At 68.8% G+C, this 22,603-nt stretch carries 21 protein-coding genes, 1 tRNA gene and 3 pseudogenes; 14 read left to right on the top strand and 11 right to left on the bottom strand.

All coding sequences use genetic code 11. From position 1 onward, the window contains the following. Positions 1 to 288 precede the first annotated feature (288 nt). Positions 289 to 423, top strand: a pseudogene (locus tag GA0115234_RS44245) (IS30 family transposase); the annotation flags it as partial. Between the two features lie 267 nt (positions 424 to 690). Here GA0115234_RS44245 and GA0115234_RS02390 read toward each other — a convergent pair. Continuing rightward, positions 691 to 1,311 (bottom strand): GNAT family N-acetyltransferase, encoded by a 621-nt coding sequence (locus GA0115234_RS02390; protein ID WP_093539141.1) that lies wholly within the window; start codon positions 1,309 to 1,311, stop codon positions 691 to 693. Positions 1,312 to 1,559: 248 nt separating this feature from the next. Between GA0115234_RS02390 and GA0115234_RS02385 the strand changes: the two are divergent. After that, a pseudogene (locus tag GA0115234_RS02385) lies at positions 1,560 to 1,769 on the top strand (transposase); the annotation flags it as partial. Between the two features lie 181 nt (positions 1,770 to 1,950). Here GA0115234_RS02385 and GA0115234_RS02380 read toward each other — a convergent pair. The 9 genes and pseudogenes from GA0115234_RS02380 to GA0115234_RS02345 all read right to left on the bottom strand — a co-directional run bounded on the left by GA0115234_RS02380 (position 1,951) and on the right by GA0115234_RS02345 (position 9,192). Beyond that, positions 1,951 to 2,313, bottom strand: a complete 363-nt coding sequence (locus GA0115234_RS02380) for an acyl carrier protein (protein WP_093539140.1) — start codon at positions 2,311 to 2,313, stop codon at positions 1,951 to 1,953. Further along, positions 2,314 to 3,393, bottom strand: a complete 1,080-nt coding sequence (locus GA0115234_RS02375) for an AMP-binding protein (protein ID WP_256088580.1) — start codon at positions 3,391 to 3,393, stop codon at positions 2,314 to 2,316. After that, a complete protein-coding gene (locus GA0115234_RS02370; protein ID WP_237541038.1) occupies positions 3,393 to 3,998 on the bottom strand; it encodes an AMP-binding protein in 606 nt (201 codons plus the stop codon). The genes GA0115234_RS02375 and GA0115234_RS02370 overlap by 1 nt, the downstream gene beginning before the upstream one ends. A 239-nt stretch (positions 3,999 to 4,237) precedes the next feature. Next, entirely contained in the window at positions 4,238 to 5,458 is a 1,221-nt protein-coding gene (locus GA0115234_RS02365) for a CynX/NimT family MFS transporter (protein WP_202553282.1), read from the bottom strand. Positions 5,459 to 5,475: 17 nt separating this feature from the next. Further along, positions 5,476 to 6,186, bottom strand: a complete 711-nt coding sequence (locus tag GA0115234_RS02360; protein WP_093539262.1) for a FadR/GntR family transcriptional regulator — start codon at positions 6,184 to 6,186, stop codon at positions 5,476 to 5,478. Positions 6,187 to 6,491: 305 nt separating this feature from the next. Next, positions 6,492 to 6,747: pseudogene (locus tag GA0115234_RS02355) on the bottom strand (helix-turn-helix transcriptional regulator); the annotation flags it as partial. Then, the gene (locus GA0115234_RS44240) at positions 6,675 to 6,947 is read right to left on the bottom strand and encodes a histidine kinase (protein WP_343335929.1); all 273 of its coding nucleotides are present in this window, start codon (positions 6,945 to 6,947) and stop codon (positions 6,675 to 6,677) included. The gene GA0115234_RS44240 and the pseudogene GA0115234_RS02355, both read right to left, overlap by 73 nt. A gap of 228 nt (positions 6,948 to 7,175) precedes the next feature. Continuing rightward, positions 7,176 to 7,400, bottom strand: a complete 225-nt coding sequence (locus GA0115234_RS43125) for a hypothetical protein (RefSeq protein ID WP_237541024.1) — start codon at positions 7,398 to 7,400, stop codon at positions 7,176 to 7,178. A gap of 436 nt (positions 7,401 to 7,836) precedes the next feature. Next, entirely contained in the window at positions 7,837 to 9,192 is a 1,356-nt protein-coding gene (locus GA0115234_RS02345) for a hypothetical protein (RefSeq protein WP_256088560.1), read from the bottom strand. Between the two features lie 622 nt (positions 9,193 to 9,814). Between GA0115234_RS02345 and GA0115234_RS02340 the strand changes: the two genes are divergently transcribed. The 10 genes from GA0115234_RS02340 (at position 9,815) to GA0115234_RS02295 (ending at position 20,517) form a co-directional block, all read left to right on the top strand. Next, positions 9,815 to 10,174: a hypothetical protein gene (locus GA0115234_RS02340; protein WP_141718374.1), complete on the top strand. Its 360-nt coding sequence runs from the start codon at positions 9,815 to 9,817 to the stop codon at positions 10,172 to 10,174. Between the two features lie 227 nt (positions 10,175 to 10,401). After that, the gene (locus GA0115234_RS02335) at positions 10,402 to 11,826 is read left to right on the top strand and encodes a nucleotidyltransferase family protein (RefSeq protein ID WP_093539134.1); all 1,425 of its coding nucleotides are present in this window, start codon (positions 10,402 to 10,404) and stop codon (positions 11,824 to 11,826) included. An 86-nt stretch (positions 11,827 to 11,912) separates the two neighbouring features. Then, entirely contained in the window at positions 11,913 to 13,184 is a 1,272-nt protein-coding gene (locus GA0115234_RS02330; protein ID WP_093539133.1) for a DegT/DnrJ/EryC1/StrS family aminotransferase, read from the top strand. Continuing rightward, complete coding sequence (locus tag GA0115234_RS02325; protein ID WP_202553281.1) at positions 13,181 to 13,957, top strand: SDR family NAD(P)-dependent oxidoreductase; 777 nt, start codon at positions 13,181 to 13,183, stop codon at positions 13,955 to 13,957. The genes GA0115234_RS02330 and GA0115234_RS02325 overlap by 4 nt, the downstream gene beginning before the upstream one ends. Positions 13,958 to 14,018: 61 nt before the next feature. After that, positions 14,019 to 15,377 (top strand): class II 3-deoxy-7-phosphoheptulonate synthase, encoded by a 1,359-nt coding sequence (locus GA0115234_RS02320; RefSeq protein WP_093539132.1) that lies wholly within the window; start codon positions 14,019 to 14,021, stop codon positions 15,375 to 15,377. A 31-nt stretch (positions 15,378 to 15,408) separates the two neighbouring features. After that, on the top strand, positions 15,409 to 16,551 hold the full coding sequence (locus GA0115234_RS02315) for a hypothetical protein (RefSeq protein WP_093539131.1): 1,143 nt from the start codon (positions 15,409 to 15,411) through the stop codon (positions 16,549 to 16,551). Continuing rightward, positions 16,548 to 17,414 carry a hypothetical protein gene (locus tag GA0115234_RS02310; protein WP_141718373.1) on the top strand — a complete coding sequence of 289 codons (867 nt, stop codon included), beginning with the start codon at positions 16,548 to 16,550 and terminating at the stop codon, positions 17,412 to 17,414. Before GA0115234_RS02315 ends, GA0115234_RS02310 begins: the two co-directional genes overlap by 4 nt. Further along, positions 17,411 to 18,214, top strand: coding sequence for a hypothetical protein (locus GA0115234_RS02305; RefSeq protein WP_141718372.1), 804 nt, complete (start codon positions 17,411 to 17,413; stop codon positions 18,212 to 18,214). The genes GA0115234_RS02310 and GA0115234_RS02305 overlap by 4 nt, the downstream gene beginning before the upstream one ends. Continuing rightward, positions 18,214 to 19,185 carry a phosphotransferase family protein gene (locus GA0115234_RS02300; protein ID WP_093539128.1) on the top strand — a complete coding sequence of 324 codons (972 nt, stop codon included), beginning with the start codon at positions 18,214 to 18,216 and terminating at the stop codon, positions 19,183 to 19,185. Before GA0115234_RS02305 ends, GA0115234_RS02300 begins: the two co-directional genes overlap by 1 nt. 249 nt (positions 19,186 to 19,434) lie before the next feature. Continuing rightward, positions 19,435 to 20,517 (top strand): 3-deoxy-7-phosphoheptulonate synthase, encoded by a 1,083-nt coding sequence (locus GA0115234_RS02295; RefSeq protein WP_093539127.1) that lies wholly within the window; start codon positions 19,435 to 19,437, stop codon positions 20,515 to 20,517. A 196-nt stretch (positions 20,518 to 20,713) separates the two neighbouring features. Here the strand turns inward: GA0115234_RS02295 and GA0115234_RS02290 are convergent. Next, a tRNA-Pro gene (locus GA0115234_RS02290) sits at positions 20,714 to 20,787 on the bottom strand. Between the two features lie 125 nt (positions 20,788 to 20,912). Between GA0115234_RS02290 and GA0115234_RS02285 the strand changes: the two genes are divergently transcribed. Together GA0115234_RS02285 and GA0115234_RS02280 are read left to right on the top strand one after the other, a co-directional pair. Further along, a complete protein-coding gene (locus tag GA0115234_RS02285) occupies positions 20,913 to 21,614 on the top strand; it encodes a transketolase (protein WP_093539126.1) in 702 nt (233 codons plus the stop codon). A 78-nt stretch (positions 21,615 to 21,692) separates the two neighbouring features. Then, on the top strand, positions 21,693 to 22,595 hold the full coding sequence (locus GA0115234_RS02280) for a transketolase family protein (protein ID WP_093539125.1): 903 nt from the start codon (positions 21,693 to 21,695) through the stop codon (positions 22,593 to 22,595). The last annotated feature ends 8 nt before the right edge of the window (positions 22,596 to 22,603 follow it).

The following is a 22,603-nucleotide window of genomic DNA, read 5'->3' as shown; positions in this document are numbered from 1 at the left end:
ATTTCAGCTGCTTTGTCATATTTCAATGTGATCGTTGCGAGCTCGAACATGCTAACGGAACGGGCGGGTTTCACTGATCACAGGTACGCCGAATACAGCGATCAGCTCCCCTTTTTCCCGTGGCCACGGCGGACATGAAACGCCGCATGCCCCGCACGGCACCGGATTGGGGAGCGGCGCGGGCGGCTCGGTGGACGGGAGGGCGGGCTTCGGGGCGATTTCGACGGCGACAGTGGCGGTCGAGGGCAGCGCGAGCGACGCCGGCAGCGGATGGTCGCCAACAAGACACAGCATGCCCGGCTCCGCGTCGAAACCGGCCTTGAGATCTACCTCGTGTACGCGCACAGCCCGTGGCAACGCGGCACGAAAGTGAGTACGAATGGGTTGCTGCGGCAGTCCTTTCCGAAGAGCACGGACCTGTCCCGAAGTAGACGGCCAGGTCCTTGCGCATTCCCAGGAGTAGGTGCCCTTGGCCGGAGAGGGCGAGTGACCCGACAGCGGGTCCCGAGAGGGTGGTGGAACGGCCTGTATGGAGTTGCCAGATGCGCACTGTCCCGTCCGCGCCGCCTGTGACCGCAACGGGTGTGCCGTTCACGGCCGTACAAGCAACACTCCTTGGCATGCCCGCCCAAGACCCGGCCATGAATGTCACCCGCAGCCGCCTTGGACGCCTCACCCGTCAAGGCTTCCTCACTCAACCCGGACGCGGCCGCTGCCGGAAACGGACTCAAAGCCGCTCTTCGCGGGCTGGGATCGGCACGGCCGCCGACGCCACTCCCGCCTGATCAATCCGAACACCCACGAGTCGGATACCTCGCCGTTCACGACGCAGTCTTCCCGCAACGTCCCTTCACGCATGAATCCGATCTTCTCCAGGACCCGGGCAGATGCCACGTTGCGCGTATCGGTCTCGGCCTGAACTCGATTCAGATCCAGTGTGTCGAATGCCCACCGCAGCAAGGCGTGCGCGGCCTCCGTCGCGTAGCCGTGGCCCCACATCGCTTCGTCGAGGACATAGCCCAACGACGCGCTGCGGTAGTCCGGGTTCCAGCCGGTGAGACCGCACCAGCCGACGAAGGCCCCGTCAGAAGCACGGTCGATGGCCGCCCGCGCCCCGGTGCCTTCGTCCGCCATCGTCCGGCACATCGCGATGAAGCGCTCGGCGCGGGCCCGTTCGTTCCACGGCGGGGAGTCCCAGTAGCGCATCACGTAGGTGTTGCTGTGCATCGCGAAGAGACGGTCCGCGTCGGCGTCGGTGAGGGGGCGCAGCCGCAGGCGAGCGGTGTGCAGTACGGGGGTGGCCAAAGTCATGGCACCATCCTGTGTCCTCGCGGGGCGGGCAGAACACCGAATATCCGATCTCGGTTCGGTCCTCACGACCAAGGCACCGCCTACCAGCAGATCGTGCACGGCACGGCACTCGGCCTGCCCACCGACGCCCCGGACATGAACGTCACCCACAGCCGCCTCGCCCGCCAAGGCTTCCTCGCCCGACCCGGACGAGGCCACTACTGGAAACGGACCTGGAGGTCATCTCGTCTGGCTGACTCGGAAGTCCGTTGGTCATGGGAATCGTTGAGCGGCTGGTGCCGGATGAGTGGTGGGAGTTGTTCCAGCGGGTGGCGCCGCAGGCGCCGTCGCGGCCTCAGGATGGTGGGCGGCGTCGGCACGGCGACCGTGAGGTGCTGGCCGCGATCGTGTTCGTGGCCACGTCGGGCTGCCTGTGGCAGCAGTTGCCTTCCGCGTCGTTCGGCCCGTCGGGAGCGACTGGGCATCCCGCCCATCCGGTCCCGCCGCGGCCCTCGCCGGCGCGGGGCGGGCAAGCTCCACTCCGGCAAGGGCTACTACTACCGCCGACTCGCCAAATGCGATGACTTCCAAGGTCCGGAGCGAGGTCCGCACCGGCCGGCACGGACGGGCCAGGCTCCCCCGACGTACGCACCGCTCATGTCACAGCAGGCGCCGGGCCCGCTCGATGTGATCGGCCACCTGGCGCAGCGAGTTGACCGGGTTGATGACCACGTCGACAGGGACGTCGACGTGGTGGATCTCCTTCAGCAACTGGGAGAACGACAGCGCCGTGAGGCTGTCACCGCCGAGTTCGGTGAAGCGTGTGCCGGGCTCCACCTCACCCTCTTCCTGCCCGAGAAGTGCTTGCGCGGCCCGGAGCACGGTCGCCGCTACCGGCTGGTCGGTGCCGGCCTCACGCAGTGCCCGCGGTTCGTCGGCCTCCCGGTCGGACAACTCGGCGTACAGCGCTTCGAGACGCTCGCCGTATCGCCTCGTCAGGGCGGGTCGCAACGGCTTGCGCACTCAGGAGAGCAACCCGTTCTCCTGAGTGAACGGCTCGCTCTCGACGAGGAGATCCCGTGGGATCTCGCACGAGTTCAGTCCCGCCTCGGCGGCGAGTTCTCGCAGGGACTCCCGCAGGATCGCCCTGAGGCGCCTGGCGTCCCCGGCGGCACCGTCGAGGGCGACCTCCGTCGGCACGACGACCGCGAGCAGAGAGGCGCGGGCGCTGTTGCCGTACAGGAAGGTCTGCCGGACGGCCGGAGTGCCGTTGAAGAGCGCCTCCAGGCGGGAGACGGTGACGAATTCGCCCTGGGACAGCTTGACGACGTTGAAGCGGCGGTCGACGTACCTCAGTTCGTCGGGGCCGACGCGGGCCATGATGTCGCCCGTACGGTAGAAGCCGTCCTCGTCGAGGACCTCGGTGGTGGCGTCCGGGCGACGGAAGTAACCGGGGACGAGCAGGTCCGACTTGATCAGCAGTTCGCCCCTGGGGTACGGCGAGTCGGTGCCGAAGTATCCCAGCTCGGGTACGTCGGCCGGCTTGTGGTCGGTCACCGGCGGGCGCAGCACCCGGCCGTCGAGGGAGATGATCCCTCCTTCCGTCGACCCGTAGCCGTCGAGCAGCCTGACGCGGAGGCAGTCCTCGACGAATGCCGTCGTCTCGGCGCTCGGCGGGGCCGAGGCGCTGACGGCCCACAGGAGGCGGCCGCCCATGACCTTCTCCCGCAGCTCCTCCATGAGCTGCTCCGCCGGCCCGGCCGCACCGCCATCCGTCCCGGTCCGTCGGGACAACTCGGCGCGGTAGTGCTGGAAGAGCACGTCGGAGATGCGGGGAACCATGAGGAACTCGGTGGCACGGACCAGGGAGAGGTCCTCGAAGAGCGTCGGCAGATCGCTGGACGCCGCGAAGCAGGCGAGGCCCCCCTTGGCGGGCGTGCCGAACAACATGCCCCTGCCCATCATGTGACTCAGGGTCAGGTAGTTCAGCGCGATGGAGGGCCGAACCCCTTGACCGGGTACGAGGTCGACCCAGAACTGCCTGACCAGACGTTCGGTGTACACGGCGCCCTTGAGGAGGCCGGTACTGCCCGAGGTGTAGATCAGTGCGCTGAGCGCGTCGGGCGCCGACCCGTCGGGGACCTGCGGGAGCGACGGCAGTGTCCTTTCCTCGGTCGATGACCGACGCCAGCGTGTCCAGCGTCATGCCCCGGTCCCGCGCCGCGAGCCGGGCGCGTGCGGAGTCCCATTCCTCCTGGTGGGTCGTGACTTCGGCGCGGTGGCCGATGACGATGATCCTGCCCAGTGAGGGGGGCGTTCGCCGCCGGCTCGACCGCGACCTCCAGGTGGTCGATGTGCACCACGAGCAGGCGCGGTCCGGTCTGCTCGACCATAGGGGCCAGGTGTTCCGCCGAGGCACCGGCCTGGAGTGGGACGGACACCGCGCCGGAGCGGACGCAGGCCAGATCCACCACGGTGTATTCGGCGCTCGTGGGACCGATGACGGCGACGAAGTCGCCCGGTTCCAGGGCATGTTCGGGATGGTGGCGCCACTCGGAGGCCACAGCACCGACCCGTTCCCGGAATTCGCCGTAGATGAGCGTGTCGAACCGCTCCAGGAGGCGCAGCGTGGTGCGGCCCGTGTCCGGGTCGGTGACCGGCTCCGTGGCACGCTCGCCGAGGGCGGGACGATCCGCGTACCCCTCCATCACCGTGGCCACCAGGGCGACGAGCGGCGGTCCGGGCCGCCGGATCGCCTCGGTGACGGCGTCCAGGGGCGCGGTGTCAGGGAACTGGGCGTCGGTCGCGTACAGATGGACGCTTCGTCGGCCGGTACGTGCGTCGAACTCGTCGGTTAGGAGTCGGGAGCGGGGCATGTGTGATCTTCTTCGCGGCCGTGCAGACGTGTTCAGGTGGACGGTGTTGCCGTGCGGGCAGGGCGGTCGTGTCAGCGGGAGGGCTGATGTATGTGGCGGTCCTGTCCGGCACCGTGTCCGGCGACCGCCGTGGCGATGCCGAGGACGGCCAGGACGGTGAGCGGAAGCGTCCAGCTGTGCGTGGTGTCGTGCAGGATGCCCAGGACGAGGGGCCCGGCCGCCGCCACGAGGTAGCCGATGGACTGTGCCATGCCCGCCAGTGCGGCGGCTTCGCCGGAGCTGCCGGCGCGCTGGCTCTGGAAGGTCAGCGCGAGGACGAGGCACGCGCCGCCGCCGAGTCCGAGCAGGGTGCATGCCAGGACGGACAGCGCGGGGGCGGCGACCAGTACGGTGAAGCCGCCTGCCACGAGGACCGAGGCCCCGGCCGCGGTCCAGCGCTGGTCGTGCCGGCCCCGGGTGAGCACGGGCAGGAGGCTGCTGGCCGCCAGGGACACCACCTGGTAGTAGAAGAGCATCCATCCGGCCGTGGTGCTGCTCGTGCCGCGGTCGATCAGGATGCTGGGCAGCCACGCGACGGCGGTGTAGAAGGCCAGGGACTGCAGGCCCATGAAGAAGGTGACCTGCCAGGCGAGCCGCGACCGCCAGGGCACCGGGCTGTGGGCCGCGCCGGTGGACTCCTGTGGCTTGTCGCCCCGTATCCGGGGCAGCCAGGCGAGGAAGGCCGCGACGGTGAAGGCGATGCCCCAGGCCAGCGCGGTGCGCCAGGAGCCCGGCACGGTGTGGGCCAGCGGCGCGGAGACCCCGGAGGAGACCGCGGCCATGAGGCCCATGACGGTCACGTAGAGAGCGCTGACGGCCTGGATGCGGTGTGCGGGCACGCTCCGCCTGATCAGAGCGGGCAGCAGCACGTTGCCGAACGCGATGGCCGCGGAGAGGATCACCGTTCCGGCGAACAGGCAGATGACGGAGGGAAGGGAGCGGACCACCGTCCCGACGGCCAGCACACCGAGCGCCGCCACCAGCAGGCGTGCGCTGCCCAACCGGTGGGAGGCGCGGGCGACCAGGGGCGATGTCGCGGCGAACGTCAGCAGCGGGAGGGTGCTCAGCAGCCCGCCCCAGCTCGATGTCAGACCGCTGCCGTGCTCGATCTCCGGCAGCAGTGCGCCGACACCGGTGAGGGTGGTGCGCAGGTTCGCCGCCACGAGACAGATGGCGATGACGAGCCCGACCGACACGGCGGGCCGGGCGGGCTCGGCGGCGGGTGATCCGGAGGCGGAATGCTGACGGGACATCGAAGCCGGCCTCGAACTCACCGGTCCTCCGCTGCTCGTGGCGTACGGGTCTCGTGGTCGCGGGTGAGCTGGACGATCGCGGCAGCCGCGTCGCGGGCGCCACCCTGGTCCCGGGCCTCGATCGCGTCCACGAGCCGCCGGTGCAGACGGGCGTGCTCCTCGGCGTGGACGGCGTCCCACGGCAGACCCCCCGGGGACGAGGTGAGCGCCGTACCGAGGTGGTCGTACACCTCGATCAGCAGGTCGTTCCCGCTCGCCCGGACCACGGCCCGGTGGAACAGCGCGTCGACGCTCGTGGCCGCGGACGTGTCCTCACCGGCGCAGGCCGCGTCGGCGTCGGCCAGCAGCTGCTGCAACTGCTGCAACTGGCTCTCGCTGCGGCGCAGGGCCGCGGCTCCCGAGGCGTACTCCTCCAGAACGGTCCGCAGCTCCAGCACGTTGTCCCGCTGCGCGGAACTCGCCCGCCGCACCATGACCGACTGGAGCTCACTCGATGAACGGACATAGGTGCCGTCCCCGGCCCGGGGCTCCAACAGACCCAGGTGCACCAGCGCACCGATCGCCTCCCGCAGCGTGCTGCGCCCGACCCCGAGCTCCTCTATGAGGGCCTGCTCCGGCGGGATCCGCGTCCCCACCGGCCACCCGCCCGACTCGATGTGCGAGCGGAGACTGTCCACGAGCTGAGCGGACAGGCTGGCCGTCCGCCGCGGTGCACTGATGCGTTTCATGGAGACACCGTACACAAACATCAGACATTTGAACATCACATGCTTTGGGTGGCTACGCACACGGCACCGCCGGGCTCGATCCCGTCGGGCACAGCGGCAGGCACGACTGCCGGAACCTCGATACGGCGGGGACGACAACGACGCCACACGGCGCCCGCCCTTGCTGGAAGCGCCAGCGCATCCGCGCTACGAACGCCGGGCCGATCTCCAGCGGAGCCCGCACGCCGGCTCACCGGCAACGTCAGCCGCCTCCGATCCCCGGGACGCCTGCGACACCTGTGCGAGTCGCTCCACCGGCGCGGCGATCACAGCCAGCCGTTGTGTCTCCGCGAGCCGGGCCGCCTCGGCGCGGGTACGGGCCCGCGTCTTGCCGATCGCCGACGACAGGTGGTTGCGCACGGTGCCCTGGGACAGCCGGAGCGCCCTGGCGATGTCGGCCACGGTGCCGCCCGCGGAGGCGGCGCGCAGCACGTCCGCCTCGCGTCCGGTCAGCGGGCTCGCGCCGCCGGCCAGCGCCTCCGCGGCGAGGGCCGGATCCACGAAGCGCAGGCCAGCGTGGAGAGGCTGTGACCGAGAACATCGTGCATGTCCCGGGCGACCTGTTCTCGTTCCTTGTTCACGGCCAGCCTCCTGAACTGCTCGCCCGCGGTCCGCAGGTGACCGATCGTGAAGTTGAGCGCGAAGACGGTGCCGAGTGCCGCGGTCACGCCGACGAGGATGGCCGCCTGCGCCCAGGCCACCTCGCCCTGGGCGAGACGCATCCAGACGATCTGCCCCAGCACCGTGCCGAGGCCGAGGAGCAGGGCATGGCGCAGCGGCAGCAGCATGAGCCCGATCGAGAGGGCGTAGGTCAGATCGGTCAGGTAGTACGGCGCCGCGAGAAGCACGGTCGGCGCCGCCCCGAGCAGGAACATCACCGCCACGGTGGCGACGCGCCCCCGGCGCAGCGCCATCGGCCCGTACCAGGGCGCCAGCATGCAGCCGATGCCCTAGCAGGCGACGAGGCCGATGGCGAGCGAGGTGAGCAGCGGAGGTCTGGTGCTGTGCGCGATGTCCACGGCACGTGCGATCAAGGTGAGGGAAGCCGGCGCCGTCGCCGTGGCGACGACCACGCGGCCCCGGCCGCGCGCCCCGGGGCTGTCCGGCTGGCCCTTCCAGAAACTCCAGTCCGGCCACCGGTCGGCGGAGAACTCGTCCGGATCGCGTGCGCCCACGTCGAGCATGCTACGCCCGGCTGCCGCGGGGACACCCGAACAGCGGCCCGGTGAGTGGTGCGTGGGTCATGCAGCAAGCATGGCCCACCCATGACCGGCGCCCCCGTCCGGGTTGTCATCCGGTCATCCATGACACATGGCATGGGCCCGACCGGCGGGCCGATGCCGCAGTGAAGACATGGTGCACGCGAAGAGGATCCATCTCCCGGCCCAGGAGTACGAGTTCACCGAGGACGGCCGGGCGTTGACGACGTTCTCGTTGCGCGGAGGCCGTACCGGCGCGCGGTTCACGCTGCGCGGGGTCGACTGCCTCGTCCGCCGGACGTGCCATCGATTTCGCTGGTTGTCGAGCAACGGTCCTGGCCAAGGAGAGCCGACTGATCGGGAGAGGTCGTGGATATGGCGTGACGCGTCCTTGTCCAAGCCTCGGGCTGTCCTAATCCCTGACTTTGAGGAAACGCATCCGGGTCGCCCCGTTGCTGTCGGTACCGCCGGCCTCGGCGTCCGTGATCCTGCCGCCGGTGAGGACGAACATCAGGTGCAGGCGGACCGTCCGGGGGCCGGACGTGACGGTGTACTCGGTCATGATGTGTGTGGTTCCGCCCTGCTGCTCCTGCCCTGCCGCGTTGATCGCCGCGATCTGGGTGAAGCTCGTCAGGAGGGTGCCTGTCGTCTCGTCCCTGAGCCAGCCGATGATGTAGCCGCTGCCGCCGGTGGCGGTACCGAGCGCGTACCGTACATCGCTGTCGATGTGGTACACCCCGGCCTCCGGGAGCACGATGTCGGACTCGGGGATCGGCACATCGGTACCGGTCTCGGCCAGGAGGTCGGCATGCTGCCGCTCGGCGTTGAGGAACGCGCTCACCGGCGTGAGGCGGGCGCCGATCCTCCACCCTTCGGGGCAGCCGGGCATCTCGGCGATGTCGATGTCCACCGACCGTTCGAGGCTGCTGTTGCCGCCCGGCGCGATGCCCATCAGGTCGACCCGCGGCACGAGCAGCCCGCCGGCCGTGTTCCGCGCGGCGTTGCACGGGGACGGGTCCAGAGCGGGCGTGTCGGGCGCGTACAGACACCCGTCGCTGCCCCGGATGATGGCGTTGCCCAGGTCGGTGGAGATGCACGGGGGCCGGGCGGTGGAGCATCCTTCCTGGCAGGAGGCGACCGGGATGACCGGCGGGACCGGGGTGTAGGGGGTCGAGCCGTCGAGGGTGTCGGTCGTGCATGTGATCACGCCGTCGCAGTTGCGGCAGGTGGTACGGAGGAACGACCTGCCGCAGCCCGGGGCGGATGCCTGGACGGTGAGGACGAAGCTGTCGACGGTCCACTGCTTGGGGCCGACTCGGCAGGTGTCGTCGTTGCCTGTTTCGAGGTTGAGCTCGACGACGATCCTTCCCGCGAGGACGTCCGCGAGGGACACGGTGGTCGGTGGGATGACGCCGTTGTCGTCACCACCCGCCGGCAGATTGGGTGGGCCGAGGAGATCGGTGCGGATCGGGGACGTGCCGTTCCACAGGGCGAAGCGACCGTAGAGCCGGCAGGCCGCGTTCGGGCCGTCGTTGTGGACCTGGACCGAGGCACTGACCGTGAGGCTGGTGGGGTTGCCGCGCAGTGACGCGGGGTCGATGTGCAGGACACCGGCGAGCCAGGTGTGCTGGCCGTCGTGTGTGCCGTTGTCAGCCGGGAACGTGCCCGTACCGCCGTTCAGGATGGTCTGGGCGACGACAGGGTCCAGTGCGGCATGGGTGTTGGCGAGGGTGTAGTAGGGCGTCGGGTCGGTGCTGTCGGCGGTCACTGCGACCCGGTACGGTGCGGAATCGCACAGTGGGGTCGTCTCGCAGTGCTGGCACGGCTTGGAGCCGGGGCAGGGGACGCCGACGGGGAGACAGGCCGCTCCGGTGGGCTGACAGCCGCCGATGACGATCGGGGACTGCCTGCAGCCGCATCCACTCATGGTTCAACTCCTGGTGTGAGGTGGAGGGTTGGGGTGGTGACAGCGACGGCGTGCGCCAGGCCTCTTCGGCGCCGTTGCGCCCGGGGGTGGTGTGCTGGCTCGTCGGCCGCAGCGAACGAAAGTCGCGCCGACGCAGGCCCGTTGAGGGATACCGGCGGCCCCGGAGCCGGTCGCAACCGGGCAGAGGAAGACGGCCGTCTACCGGATCACTCACCGGGCCGTGGCTGATATGACGTCGGTCGTCAACCAGCTACGTTTTCCCTCAGCTGGTCACGCCGTTGAGGTGGGAAACAGAAGCGGCCATGTCGACCCCTCTTCGAGAGTCTGCTGCTGGGCAAACCGCGTGGGGCGCTCGGACATGGGCAATCTCAGGCACAGTCACTTACCGTCTTCGTTACAAGACTTAATGTACTAGTCCAGCATCTGTCTGCCATTACTCCGTTAGGGTGGCTTATTTCACCGTATGGCAGCAGAGCGCTCGCACGTCCCCCTCATCGAGGAAATCCGCCCGATGATCGCCGAACGCATCCAGGCCGACGTCCGCGCCCACGCCCTCCACAGAATGGCCGGACACGGCTCCCTCCTCACCACCCAGCTCCACCTCCACCCCGACATGGCCCGGACCACCAACGTCGGCCACGCCCTCACCGCACGCCTCAACCCCATCCGCACCCCCTCCCCCTCGCCGTCCAGCCGGCACCAGGACGGCGCCGCTGGAGCCCGTGGCCCCCGACCGGCCCCCAAGAACACGGAAAGGCGGTACCGGATTTCTCCGATACCGCCTGTGACCTGCGAAAACACAAGTCGGGACGACAGGATTTGAACCTGCGACCCCTTGACCCCCAGGAGTAAGGGTCAAGGGTATTTTCTGGATATAGCGGATCTAATCCGGGCGCGAGTTGTGCGTGCAGGCATGCATCGTGCACCACCGCGCGTACCGTGTGGTCCCCAACTGGTCCCCAGGATCGCTGTCCTGGCGGTGAGGATCGCTCTGGCGTCTCTGGTCACTGCAGGGTGGAGAGGGCAGGTTGACCGGCGGACTGTCAGTGCCTGCACGCCCACTCGGAAGTACTGGCGTCCGTGGAGTCGTTGAACCGGGTGATCGCCGAGCGTGCCGAGCAGCACATCGCCCATGTGGTGCTCCTCCAGAGCCTCGGCGCCGTGGATGCGCCGCCCCTTCTGATCAAGGGGTTCACTCCCCACGTCAACACCCGTGGCCGGGTGCCGCATCACCGGTCCAGCGACATCGACCTCCTGCCTCAGGACCCACAGGAGTTCATCGCGCGCGCCCAGGAGCACGGGTACCACCCGTTCACGCGCTACACGGGCTTCCACGAAGTCGGATACCTGGTCCTCGGAGATCCCGAGGACCGGGACGGGCGGGTGCTTCTCGACATCCACCGAGGTTTCCCCGTGTTCTCGTACGGTGCGGAAAGCCAGCCGGCACAGGCCGGTGCCGATTCGTTCGACCTGGATCCCCGGGGAGATGCGCCTTCCGCGATCGCGGCGCTGATCGACTACGAGGACCTGTCCGGACAGTGGCGCTGGATCGAACTGCCCCAGGGGCGTGTGGCGGTACTCCGCCCCGAAGTTGCCGCGATCATCGCCTGCGCCCACCTGTACAAGAACTGTTCCAACCGGGCATGGCGCTACCGCTTGGCGAATCTGCCGCTGGGAGAGCTCGCCGACACCGTCGACGTGATCCGTGAGGAGGACTTCGACACCGACGAGTTCCGTCGGCTGGCCGACACATACCAGGCCCGAGAGGCCGTCACATTCGTTGCGCACGCGGCCCACCGACTGCTGGATCTCCGTTTTCCCGGACTCGAATGGGCCATGAGCCTCCCTCTGCGGAATACGCGAGTGCTGTGGGCCGACTACGCGCACCCCACCGCGATCGACTGGCCCACGCCGCTCGAGGACTTCGACAACCTCGTCCTCCGGCACCTCGGCATCGACAGCTACGTATCGCGGCTGGGCGCCGTCGAGCTTCGCGCGGGAGCCGATCCGGACACCGCGCGGTCATTCGCCCTCGGTGCGGGCGGTTCCGGGGAGTTCACCCACAGGCGGGAGCTGTACCCCGTCCGCGCCTCAGTGAGCGTGTGCTGGACGGACGACGCCGTCATCTTCCGTATCACTCCGGCGCAGCCGGAGGACGGATCCGTGGAGACGCGATTCCTGTTCAACTTCGGAGTACCCGTCTACGAAGTGGGCCTGAAGCCCGGCGGTGAGGTGTCGACGATGGACTGCACGCTCGGGCGGGAGACCGTCGACGGGCCGCGGTGCGAGACCCTGCGCTCGACTCCGTCCGGGGCCATGACCCTGGTGGCGGCCTTCTCGGCCCGGAGTCTGGGCGATGCCGTTGCGGACGGACCGCCTGCCGCGTGCCACGTGATTCTCGGTGTGCGCCGGCCCGTCCCCGGTACAGCGGCCAACGCCTCGACCCTGGTCCCTCTGCGCATCCTGCGGGAGTGACCGCCTCCTGTACCCCGTACCTCCGCACAGCAATGCTCCGCGCATCCGCGCGGCCCACACCTACGAACAGATCACTGGGATGTGACATGACAGCCTGGACGGCCGACGCCGTGACGGTGGCGCCCGATCGATCTCTGGCCATGTACGGCGGGACACCCATCCGCACGGCTCCGTGGCCCACCTACGACAAGGGCGATGCCTTCATCGGGCCTGCCGACGAGGTAGCCGCCCTCCGTGTGATCCGCAGCAGAAGGCTGTTCCGCTACGACACACGGTCACACGCCGAGACCGAAGTGGGCAGGCTCGAAGACCTGGCACAGAGCTACTTCGGAAGCTCGCACGCACTGGCCGTGTCCAGCGGGACCACCGCACTCGCCCTGAGTCTGATGGCCGCGGGAATCGGGGCCGGCTCCCGGGTCGCCTGCCCGGTCTTCACCTTCGCTGCCACACCGAGCGCGATCGTCCTGGCAGGCGCCGAACCGGTCCTGGTGCCGGTGGACGAGAACCTGCACATCGATCTTGACGCGCTGCGGCAGGCACTTCCGGGGGTCGACGCCGTCATGGTCGTCCATATGCGCGGCTTCGCCGAGGACGTGGACGCCATCCTCTCCCTCGCCGCCGAGGCCGGCGTTCCGGTCTTCGAGGATGCGGTTCCGGCCATGGGGTTGCAGCTGCGGGGTAGGTTCCTGGGGACGTACGGCCCCGCCGGCGCCTTCAGCACCCAGTCCGACAAGAGCATCAACAGCGGCGAGGGAGGCATCCTCGTCAGCGACGACCGCGATCTCATGGCCCGCGCCACGGTGCTGTCGGGTGCCTATGAAGGCAGGGTGCGCCGGCACTTCGGGGAGCTCCCGCTAGACGATCTGAGCCTGCCGCTGTTCAGCTTCAGAATGGACGAGATCCGGGGTGCGATAGCAGCGGCACAACTGGAGACCTTGCCTGTCAAGCTGGCGAGGATGTCCTCCCACTACGCTTGGATCAGCGCGGCGTTGCGCGAGGTCGAAGGCATCACGGTCCGGCAGTCCGTCGACTCCGCGGTGCTCGGGGACGCGCTGCTGCTGCACGTCGGCGGGCAGGACAGCGCCGAGGCCACCTGGTTCGCGAAGGCGCTGCGGGCAGAGGGGATCGACGCACGTGCATTCGGAGATCTGGTCGATCGCAATGTCCGTGCGTTCTGGAACTGGCGATTCCTCGACAGGTCGGTGGACGAGGAGTCACTGGCCGCGTCCGCCGTCCATGTCGGTCGCACGGTCGACATTCCGCTGTCCGCATCGATGACGACCCAGGACTGCCGTGACGTGGTCGCCGCCGTCGAAGTCGTCGCGCGCCACATGCGGACTGCGGGGGTCACGTCTTGACCCCCCGTACGCTCGGTGCCGCCTTCGCTCTGGACGGGCAGGTCGCCGTGGTCACCGGAGGCAACGGGGGACTCGGCCTTGCGATGGCCCGCGCCCTGTACGCAGCCGGAGCCACCGTCGTGGTCACCGGTCGTGACCGTGCGAAGAACGAGGTCGCCGCATCCGAGTTCGCTGTCCTCCCCCTCGACGTGACCGATGAATCCGGTGTCGGTCGGTTCTTCCGAGAAATCGAGCGCGACCACGGCGGCACCGACATCCTCATCAACAACGCGGGGGTCTACCTGGACTCCCCGGTCCTGGAGGATGACCAATCCGCCTGGGATCAGATGGTCGCCGTCAATCTCACGGGCACTCTCAGATGCGCCCGCCACGCAGCACCGCAGATGCGCCGGGCCGGAGCCGGAAAGATCATCAACATCGGATCCGTCTACTCCTCCTTCGGGCATCCCCGATCCGCCGGATACGCGGCGACCAAAGCCGGGATCATCGGGCTGACGTGTTCGCTGGCCGCCGAACTGGGCCCGCACAACATCCAGGCGAACGCGATCCTCCCGGGCTGGTTCCCCACCGCCATCAACGGAGATCTGCCGAACCTGCCGAGGGGCGAGGAGATCCGGCGCCGCACTCCGCTCGGGCGGTGGGGCTCGGATGCCGATATCGGCGGCCTCGCCGTCTATCTCGCCTCCCATGCATCGGACTTCGTCACGGGCGCAGCCATTCCCCTCGACGGCGGTTACACGGCGACGGACCGTCCGGTCCATTCCTCGGACTGAACCCATCCGTCAGAAGCTTCCCTGAGACCGCACCACTCGCATTTCGACCACGGAGACAGTGATGAGCTCTGACCATGCCTTCGGGACTCCCTCCTGGACTCCCGCATCCTGGCGTACGTATCCGGTCCAGCAGCAGCCCAACTGGCCCGACCCCGCAGCTCACGAAGCGGTCCTCAAGGAGCTCTCGGGCCGGCCTCCACTCGTATTCGCAGGAGAGATCCGCACGCTGCGCGACCGGCTCGCGGAGGTCTGTTCCGGAGAGAGCTTCCTTCTGCAAGGAGGCGACTGCGTCGAGACCTTTGAAACGTTTACTGCGGACAACATCCGCGACAAACTCAAAGTGCTGCTACAGATGGCCATCGTGCTCACCTACGGCTCCCGGAAGCCGGTGCTCAAAGTGGGCCGGATCGCGGGGCAGTTCGCCAAACCGCGCTCCAGTGAGACCGAGACCGTGGGCGGCGTCACACTCGAGTCGTATCGCGGACCGGCGGCCAACGCTCTCCCGTTCGAAGCGGGCGCGCGCACCCCCGACCCGAGCAGGCTGCTGCGCGTGTGCGAGCAGTCGGCTTCCACTCTCAACCTGATGCGGGCCTTCACCCGCGGCGGCTTCGCCAATCTTCGGCAAGTTCACTCCTGGAACCAGGACTTTGTGCGCGCCAGCCCCCAAGGTCATCGCTACGAACAAGTGGCGACGGAGATCGATCATGCACTCGCCTTTGCGAGGGCATGCGGGATCGAAACGTCGCCGGCCACGTCCGAGGCCGAGATCTTCACGTCGCACGACGCGCTCTTCCTGGGCTACGAGGAAGCGTTCACCCGCGTCGACTCGCTCACGGGAGCCCACTACAACGTCTCCACCCACTTCCCGTGGATCGGCGAGCGGACCCGGAATCCCGATGGCGCACATGTCCACTACTTCTCGGGAATCGGCAATCCGGTCGGCTGCAAGATCGGCCCGGAGACCACTCCCGCGGAGATCGACGCATTGGCCGAGAGGCTCAACCCGGACAACGTCCCCGGGCGACTGACCTTCATCACCCGTATGGGACACCAGTTGATCGCCGACCGGCTGCCTCCCCTCGTGCAGCACGTTCGCAACAAGGGCCACCGCGTGATCTGGTCCTGCGACCCCATGCACGGCAATACGTTCACGTCGTCGACAGGGCTCAAGACCCGCCGGTGGGACGACATCATGGCGGAGGTCCGCTCCTTCTTCGCCATCCATCAGCAAGAAGGCACCTACGCCGGGGGCGTCCACATCGAACTGACCGGCGAGCAGGTGACCGAATGTCTGGGAGGCGCTCGCGGTATCGCGGAATCCGATCTGAAGAGCCGCTACGAGACAGCCTGTGACCCGCGGCTCAACAACGAGCAGGCACTCGAACTCGCCTTCTGCCTTGCTGAGATGCTCCGTGGCTGAGCGAGAGACCGGAGGCCGGCCGCCCACCGGCATGCACGGCGCGACTGCGACCGGCACCTGGGCGACGGATGCTGCCGCCCGCCTGCACCTGAGTCGTCCCCGCCGTGACGAGTGGTCGGCGTCGACCCGGTGGCTGTCCCACTCGGGTGTCCTCATTGGCGTGCGCAGTGAGAACGAGAAGGTGCTCGGCTCGCTCGCCGACTTCTACCACCCGTACTACTCGTTCGCACAGGGCCGGCCCCCGCGCGAGCCCGACATCACGTTGACGCTACTGGTCGGCAACGGCCGTAACCCGGCGCCCGTCCCGTTTACCGACATGCGGATCTTTCGCCGCAGGCCGGATGCGCACACGTCCGCCGGCGAGTGGCGGCTGATGGCGCGCGACGACGCCGACATCGTCATCGCCGTAGACGACGACCGCCGGGACGTGACGATCCTCGGTTCGTCGGCGGACGAAGTCCATCTCCAGGCCAGAGTGCTGTTGCGCGACCAGATCCTCCAGCGTGTCGAGCACGCCGCCGGCTCACGGGTCTTCCACGCGGCCGCCGCCGCGCGCGGCGGACATGGACTGGTGGTGATGGGCGACCGGAACTGCGGCAAGACAACGGCTCTCCTGAGCCTGCTCGGTGCGGGAACGTACGACTTCGTCACGGCGGACCGGCTGAGCCTGGTGCCCGATGAGCACGGGCGGATCGTGATGGAGGGCGTCCCGGCCCGCGCCAACGTGCACGAAATCGCCTTCGCGCCCGGTCAGCCGCTTCACGGACTGACCGACGGCGTGGACTGGGAAGGTGCCGTCGAAGGAAAGGTACTGGTGGACGTCCAGGCGCTCACCGCGCATTTCGGGGCCCGTGCGGTAGCGCGAGCCGAGCCGGCCCTGATCCTCCTGCCGCAAATCGACCCCACCGCTGTCGCACCGCGAACAGAGGTGATCGAAGACGGCACCCGAGGCCGAGAACTCATCCGGCGGAATCTGCTGGAGGGTGATGTCCCGGGAAACACCCACCAGCCATGGCTCGGGCTTGTGACGGCCGGCGCTTCCCGGCAGGCGGGCGTGTCCGTCGACACGATGCTCGACCGGCTGACCCGACAGTGCCGCCTCCTGGCCTTCAGCGGCACCTACGCCGCCTATACCGACTGGCTCACCACAGTCGCCCGGTGGGAGACGGCATGAGGCAGACGTTCGCCGCGCAGGCAGCCCTCCTGCGCGAACGAGTTCCGGACGCGGAGACGGCGGACCGTATCGAGCTGGCGGAGCCGGACCGGCTGCCACCACTGACCGTCGTGGCAGGACCTTGTCGATCCGGGACGACGGCCTTGCTGCGCGCCGCGGCGGCCACCGGTCACCCGGCGTACTTTCAACCGCTGAAGCGCCTGATCCGAAACGCCATGACGGGCGAGGAAAGCCGGTTCCGGCTACGGCCCGGAGCGAGTCCGGTTGTACTGAAGGAGACGTTCGGCCCGTTCGTGGCGGGCGAAACCGAGTTCGATCCCGTCGCCATACTCCGCAGCCGCGGCTACCCGGATTCCAAGCTGAGCCTCATCGTCACGCTGCGCCATCCTGTTGATCTCTACCACTCCTGGAAGAGGCTCTACGAAGCGAACGCGCACGTCGACGTCGTGGACAGCCACCTGTTCGTCACCGCGTTCCGGCAAGGACTGAAGGTCCACCACCAGGCATACGACAGCGGGCTCCTCGTGACCGCGTTCGCCACCGACGCGCTGGCGGACCGCACGCCGGCCTCTGTGCTCGCCGCGCTGTTCGCTCGCCACGGTCTGCGGTACACCGACGGCGCCGCCGAATGGAGCGACGGCCGGGCCGAGGCGCTCGATACGTCGATCATCCGGGAGGCGGAACCGGAGGTGTTCCGGGCCGCGGGCTCACTCGACGGTGTCCGCCGTTCCCATGCCTACGTGCTCGGCGCGCCCAAGGCAGCGCCAGGCGGTGCGGAGGTGCCCCAGTGCGTGGCGGAACTGGTATCGGCGTACGAAACGTTCATGGCCCGGTCACGGGTGGATCTTGGAGGAACGGGATGAACTCTGCAGACGGCGGTCAGGGAGGACGTGGATCCGCCATCGCGGTGGGGGACGGACTCAGGGAGGAGAACGTCCTGGCCGATCCCGGCGACGTCGCTCTGCTCGATGGCCAGGAGCCGTTCGACTGGCAGGATCTGCGCACGAGCGGGGAGCGGGCGACGAGGATTCTGGAAGAGCTGGCCGGGGACGCGGCGCGGCTGGGAAGGCTCCTGAAGCGTGTCGGTGAGGACGAGACCCTCCTCTCGATGTGCGAGAGCCACAGGCCATTCGACAAGATCGTGCTCTACAACGGCGACGAACGGAACTTCCGGGTCCGGCTCCACGTGTGGCGCGCCACGGAGTTCGAGCGCGCACACCAGCACCGGTTCTCGTTCACGGCACACATGCTGCAGGGCCAGTACCACCACGTGCTGTACGACAGGGCCGGTGCCGGAAACGTGCCGGAACCTCCGAAGGACGCACGCAGGCACATGGACCCCGACCACGCGGACCGGGTGCCGGACGCCGACCTCTCGAGAATCCAGCCGGTCCTGGAGTACGAGATGAAGGCGGGCGACAGCTACACGCTGCACCACGACGCCCTCCATGCCACGCTCGTCTCCGCACAGACGGTCTCCCTCATACTTCGAGGTCCTGCGGAGAAGGATGTCGCTTTCGTGGCCAACCTGGACGAGGGCGGAGTCTACTGGCGCTTCGGCCGTCGCGATGAGGGCGAGGAGCGTATCCGTGCGAAACGGCTGACGCGTGAGGCGCTGGATGGCGTCATCGCAGACCTGCGCAGCCGCGGCATCACCGCCTGATGCGGTTCCCGGAGCCCGTCGCGGCGATGCTTTCGCGGCACGGACTGGTGGGAGTCGGCTGGCGCCCGCTGTCGCACAACGGCTTCTCCGGAGCAGAGCTTCTCGTGAGCAGGGGGCCGGCCGGTGGTTCCTGGGTACTGAAGCGGACCCGCTGGGAAGACGACTGGATCATGCGTGCAACAGCGGATGTGCACGGCCGCGAGGCAGCGTTCGCCGGAAGGATGCCTGTCGGATCGGCCAGAGTCAGGTCGGCAGCTGTCGATTCGGCCCGGGCCGGTGCGACCTTCTACACACTGATGCACGACATTTCCGGCTACCGCATCCGAGGCAGAGTGGACCGGTCCTCCGCCGAGTCGATTCTCGTCGCCATGGCGGAGCTGCACTCGGTTTCGCCCGCAGCTCCCGAGCTGCCCTGGTGTCGTCTCGACGACCGGCTGCTGCTGCTGACCCGTGGAACCGCCGAACTGGCGAACGGGCACGATGTACATGGGCTGAGGCAGGAGGTCGCGACCGGATGGGAGGTGTTCGACAGGCGCGCCCCGAGGCGCGTACGACACCTGCTGCGCGCCGTCCAGGACGATGCGAGTTTCCTGCTCACCGCTCTCGACAAGCTGCCGACGGCGTCTCTGCACGGAGATCTCAAGCTGGACAACATGGGACTGGGCCGTGCGGGAGTGCTGTGGCTGATCGACTGGGCACTCGCCGTGCGGGGCCCTGCATGCGTGGAGCTCGGATGGTTCATAGCGGCCAATGCGAGCCGCTTGGAACCCAGCCCTCAGCACGTGCTCGAGCTCTACGCCGACACAGGCGCGTTCGAGGCCGGTCCGCAGCACCTGCACGATGCCATGACGGCCCTGTCCGGATTGTTGCTGCGAGGCTGGCGAAAGGCGCTCGACGCGGAGACCGGGGCCGGCGCGGAGGAGTTCGGATGGTGGTGTGAACTGGCGGGGCAGGCCGACAAGTTCTTGTGATGCCGCCCGCGAAGAGCACTCACCGCCATGCGGTAGGCTCTGGCGCATGTCTACGAGGTTCGGTTGGTATCAGCGCTTTACGCTGGCTCTGGGTGGAGCCGGCGGTCGTTTGCGCTGACCGTCGATCGGACATCCGGAGCCAGCAAGGCAGAGACGATTCGTCTCTGCCTTTCGTCGTTTGAGGCGGCTGGTACAGGAGACACACCTGGGACAGGTCCGGGGCCGCCTCGCCAGAGACGGGAACACCCCATGACAACACTGCCCCACACCCCTACGCAGACCAACGATCTCCGCGTCACCGGCTTCCAGCCACTGATCGCGCCCGCCACGCTGCGCGCCGAACTTCCCCTGACCCCGTCCCACGCAGCCCTGGTGGAGAGCAGCCGCGATGCAGCCAACCGGGTACTGACCGGTGAGGACGACCGCCTCCTGCTGATCGTGGGACCGTGCTCCATCCATGACCCGCGGGCGGCGCAGGAATACGCGGAGCGCCTGGCGGCCGCGGCCGCTCCGTTCCGGGACGAGCTGTGCGTCGTCATGCGGGCGTACTTCGAGAAGCCGCGTACGACGGTCGGCTGGAAGGGGCTCGTCAACGACCCGCACATGGACGGCTCGCACGACGTCCAGTACGGGCTGCGTATCGCGCGTCAGATGCTGCTCGGCGTGCTCGACACCGGCCTGCCGGTCGGGTGCGAGTTCCTGGAGCCGACAAGCCCGCAGTACATTTCCGACGCGGTGACGTGGGGCGCGATCGGGGCGCGTACCCCGGAGAGCCAGGTGCACCGCCAGCTCGCCTCGGGACTCTCCATGCCGGTGGGCTTCAAGAACGCCACGGACGGGGACGTGCAGGCTGCCGTGGACGGCTGCCGTGCGGCCGCGGGGAGCCATGTCTTCTTCGGCATCGACGGACAGGGGCAGGGATCGGTCGTGTCCACGAAGGGCAACCCGGACTGCCACATCATCCTGCGCGGTGGCCGGGGCGGCCCCAACTACGGTCCCGAAGACATGCGCGACGCACTGGCGCTGCTGGCCAAGGCCGGTATGCCCGAACGCCTTGTCATCGACGCAAGCCATGCGAACAGCGGCAAGGACCACACGCGCCAGTCGGGTGTGGTCCGCGAGGTCGCCGAGAGGATCGCGGAGGGCGAGACCGGAATCGCCGGCCTGATGGTGGAGAGCTTCCTGCACGAGGGCCGCCAGGAGCCGGGTCCCCTCTCGACGCTCACCTACGGGAAGAGCGTGACCGACGCGTGCATTGGCTGGGAACAGACCGAGACCTTGATCGGCGAGCTGGCCCACGCCGTACGCCGGCGCCGGGTCGGGCGCGGCTGAGCACTCCGCCGGATCCTGGTGCCGGGCTCCTGCGAGGCCCCGCTCCGGGTCCGGCGGCGGTCCCGCACCAGGGCGCACACGTCCAGCAGCCCCGGCTCGGGCCTGCGACCACACTGCGACCACCACGCCCCCGGACGCACGAAAGGCCGCCCTCTCATGAATGAGAGAACGGCCTCCGACCTGCGTTTCCGCACAGTCGGGACGACAGGATTTGAACCTGCGACCCCTTGACCCCCAGTCAAGTGCGCTACCAAGCTGCGCCACGTCCCGATGCCCGCCTGACCTGGGGTTTCCCCTGGCCGAACGCGCATGAGAACAATACCGCACTCCGGCGGGTGGTCACGAACACCTTTCCCTCTTGACCTCAACCAAGCTTGATGTTCAACGCTTGTCCCATGACGAACTCCACCGCCACCGCATCGCGCGACTACCGCGACATGAACCGCCTGATGAGCCTGATGACCGGGGACGAGAAGCATGGTCCCGCGGCGACCTCCACCCTGGACGCCCTGTGGGTGCTGTACGACCGGGTGCTGCGGGTGACGCCCGGGACGGCCGACGCCCCCGGCCGTGACCGGTTCCTGCTGTCCAAGGGGCACGGGCCGATGGCGTACTACGCGGTCCTGGCCGCGCACGGCTTCTTCGGCGAGGAGCTGCTGTCCGGGTTCGGGGCGTACGACTCATCGCTCGGGCACCATCCGGACCGGACGCTGGTGCCGGGGGTCGAGATCGGCAGCGGGTCCCTGGGACACGGGCTGCCGCTGGCCGTGGGGAGCGTGCTCGGCCTGCGGGCGCAGGGGCTCACCGATCCGCGGGTCTGGGTGCTGATCGGCGACGCCGAGCTGGACGAGGGCAGCAACCACGAGGCGCTCGCCTACGCGGGCCCGGCCGGGCTGGAGCAGCTGCACACCGTGGTGATCGACAACGCCTCGGCCTCGCACGCCCGGCCCGGAGGGATCGCGGCCCGGTTCGAGGCGGCGGGCTGGTCGGTCGCCTCCGTCGACGGGCGGGACCACGAGGCGCTGTACGCGGCCTTCACCGCACCGCACCCCGGACAGCCGAGGGCCGTGGTCGCGCGCGTCGCCCCGAAGAGCTGAGCCGAAGGACGCGTACGTACCGCCGCGCGGATACGTGCCGCCGAGCAGACCGAAGAGAACACGAGAGGGAAACTTCACATGGACACGATGCGTGACCGCTTCATCGCCACCACGTCACAGCTGCTGGACGAGGACCCCCGCCTCGCCCTGGTCCTGGCCGAGATCAGCCGGGACGGCTTCGGGCCGGCCGAGCGGGCCCATCCGGACCGGGTCGTCAACGTGGGGATCAGGGAGCAGCTGCTGGTCGGAGCGGGCGCCGGGATGGCGCTCACCGGGCTGCGGCCGATCGTGCACACCTTCGCCAGTTTTCTGGTGGAACGGCCGTTCGAGCAGGTCAAGCTGGACTTCGGCCACCAGGGAGTGGGCGGGGTGCTGGTGAGCGCCGGAGCCTCGTACGACTGGCCGGCCGGCGGGTTCACCCATATGTCGCCGGGCGATGTCGCGCTCCTGGACACCCTGGACGACTGGACGGTTCATGTGCCGGGCCACCCGGACGAGGCCGAGGCTCTGCTGCGGGAGGCCGCGGCAGGGGAGGGCCGGGTGTATGTGCGCCTGTCGCTGCAGTCCAACGACCGGGCCCGGCCGGTCGGCGCGGGGACCGGGTTCACCGTGGTGCGGGAGGGGGCCGACGGGGTGGTGATCGCGGTCGGGCCGATGCTCGACAACGTGCTCGCCGCGACCGACGGGCTCGATGCGACGGTGCTGTACGCGACGACGGTGCGCCCGTTCGACGGCGCCGGGCTGCGGCGGGCGGTCGGGGCTCACGGGGTCGCCGACGTGGTGGTCGTCGAACCGTATCTGGCGGGCACCTCCACGGCCGCCGCCAATGACGCGCTCGCCGAGCTGCCGCACCGCGTGCTGGGTCTCGGGGTGGGGCGGGCGGAGCTGCGCAAGTACGGGGAGATGGAGGAGCACCTGGCCGCGCACGGCCTGGACGCACGGGGGCTGCGGGAACGGATCGGCGCCTTCCTCCGCCGTTGACCGGACTC

Origin of the sequence: Streptomyces sp. DvalAA-43 (assembly GCF_900091725.1) — a bacterium.
In the GTDB taxonomy this organism is placed as follows: Bacteria; Actinomycetota; Actinomycetes; order Streptomycetales; family Streptomycetaceae; genus Streptomyces; species Streptomyces pulveraceus.
This window is presented reverse-complemented; position numbering and strand designations above follow the sequence as displayed.

Excerpts from the sequence above, each read along its gene's own strand:
- GA0115234_RS02390 (WP_093539141.1), bottom strand. The coding sequence starts at position 1,311 with ATGACTTTGGCCACCCCCGTACTGCACACCGCTCGCCTGCGGCTGCGC.
- GA0115234_RS02370 (WP_237541038.1), bottom strand. The coding sequence starts at position 3,998 with ATGGAGGGGTACGCGGATCGTCCCGCCCTCGGCGAGCGTGCCACGGAG.
- GA0115234_RS02365 (WP_202553282.1), bottom strand. The coding sequence starts at position 5,458 with ATGTCCCGTCAGCATTCCGCCTCCGGATCACCCGCCGCCGAGCCCGCC.
- GA0115234_RS02360 (WP_093539262.1), bottom strand. The coding sequence starts at position 6,186 with ATGAAACGCATCAGTGCACCGCGGCGGACGGCCAGCCTGTCCGCTCAG.
- GA0115234_RS44240 (WP_343335929.1), bottom strand. The coding sequence starts at position 6,947 with ATGCGTCTCGCCCAGGGCGAGGTGGCCTGGGCGCAGGCGGCCATCCTC.
- GA0115234_RS02340 (WP_141718374.1), top strand. The coding sequence starts at position 9,815 with ATGGCAGCAGAGCGCTCGCACGTCCCCCTCATCGAGGAAATCCGCCCG.
- GA0115234_RS02330 (WP_093539133.1), top strand. The coding sequence starts at position 11,913 with ATGACAGCCTGGACGGCCGACGCCGTGACGGTGGCGCCCGATCGATCT.
- GA0115234_RS02320 (WP_093539132.1), top strand. The coding sequence starts at position 14,019 with ATGAGCTCTGACCATGCCTTCGGGACTCCCTCCTGGACTCCCGCATCC.
- GA0115234_RS02315 (WP_093539131.1), top strand. The coding sequence starts at position 15,409 with ATGCACGGCGCGACTGCGACCGGCACCTGGGCGACGGATGCTGCCGCC.
- GA0115234_RS02310 (WP_141718373.1), top strand. The coding sequence starts at position 16,548 with ATGAGGCAGACGTTCGCCGCGCAGGCAGCCCTCCTGCGCGAACGAGTT.
- GA0115234_RS02305 (WP_141718372.1), top strand. The coding sequence starts at position 17,411 with ATGAACTCTGCAGACGGCGGTCAGGGAGGACGTGGATCCGCCATCGCG.
- GA0115234_RS02300 (WP_093539128.1), top strand. The coding sequence starts at position 18,214 with ATGCGGTTCCCGGAGCCCGTCGCGGCGATGCTTTCGCGGCACGGACTG.
- GA0115234_RS02295 (WP_093539127.1), top strand. The coding sequence starts at position 19,435 with ATGACAACACTGCCCCACACCCCTACGCAGACCAACGATCTCCGCGTC.
- GA0115234_RS02285 (WP_093539126.1), top strand. The coding sequence starts at position 20,913 with ATGACGAACTCCACCGCCACCGCATCGCGCGACTACCGCGACATGAAC.
- GA0115234_RS02280 (WP_093539125.1), top strand. The coding sequence starts at position 21,693 with ATGGACACGATGCGTGACCGCTTCATCGCCACCACGTCACAGCTGCTG.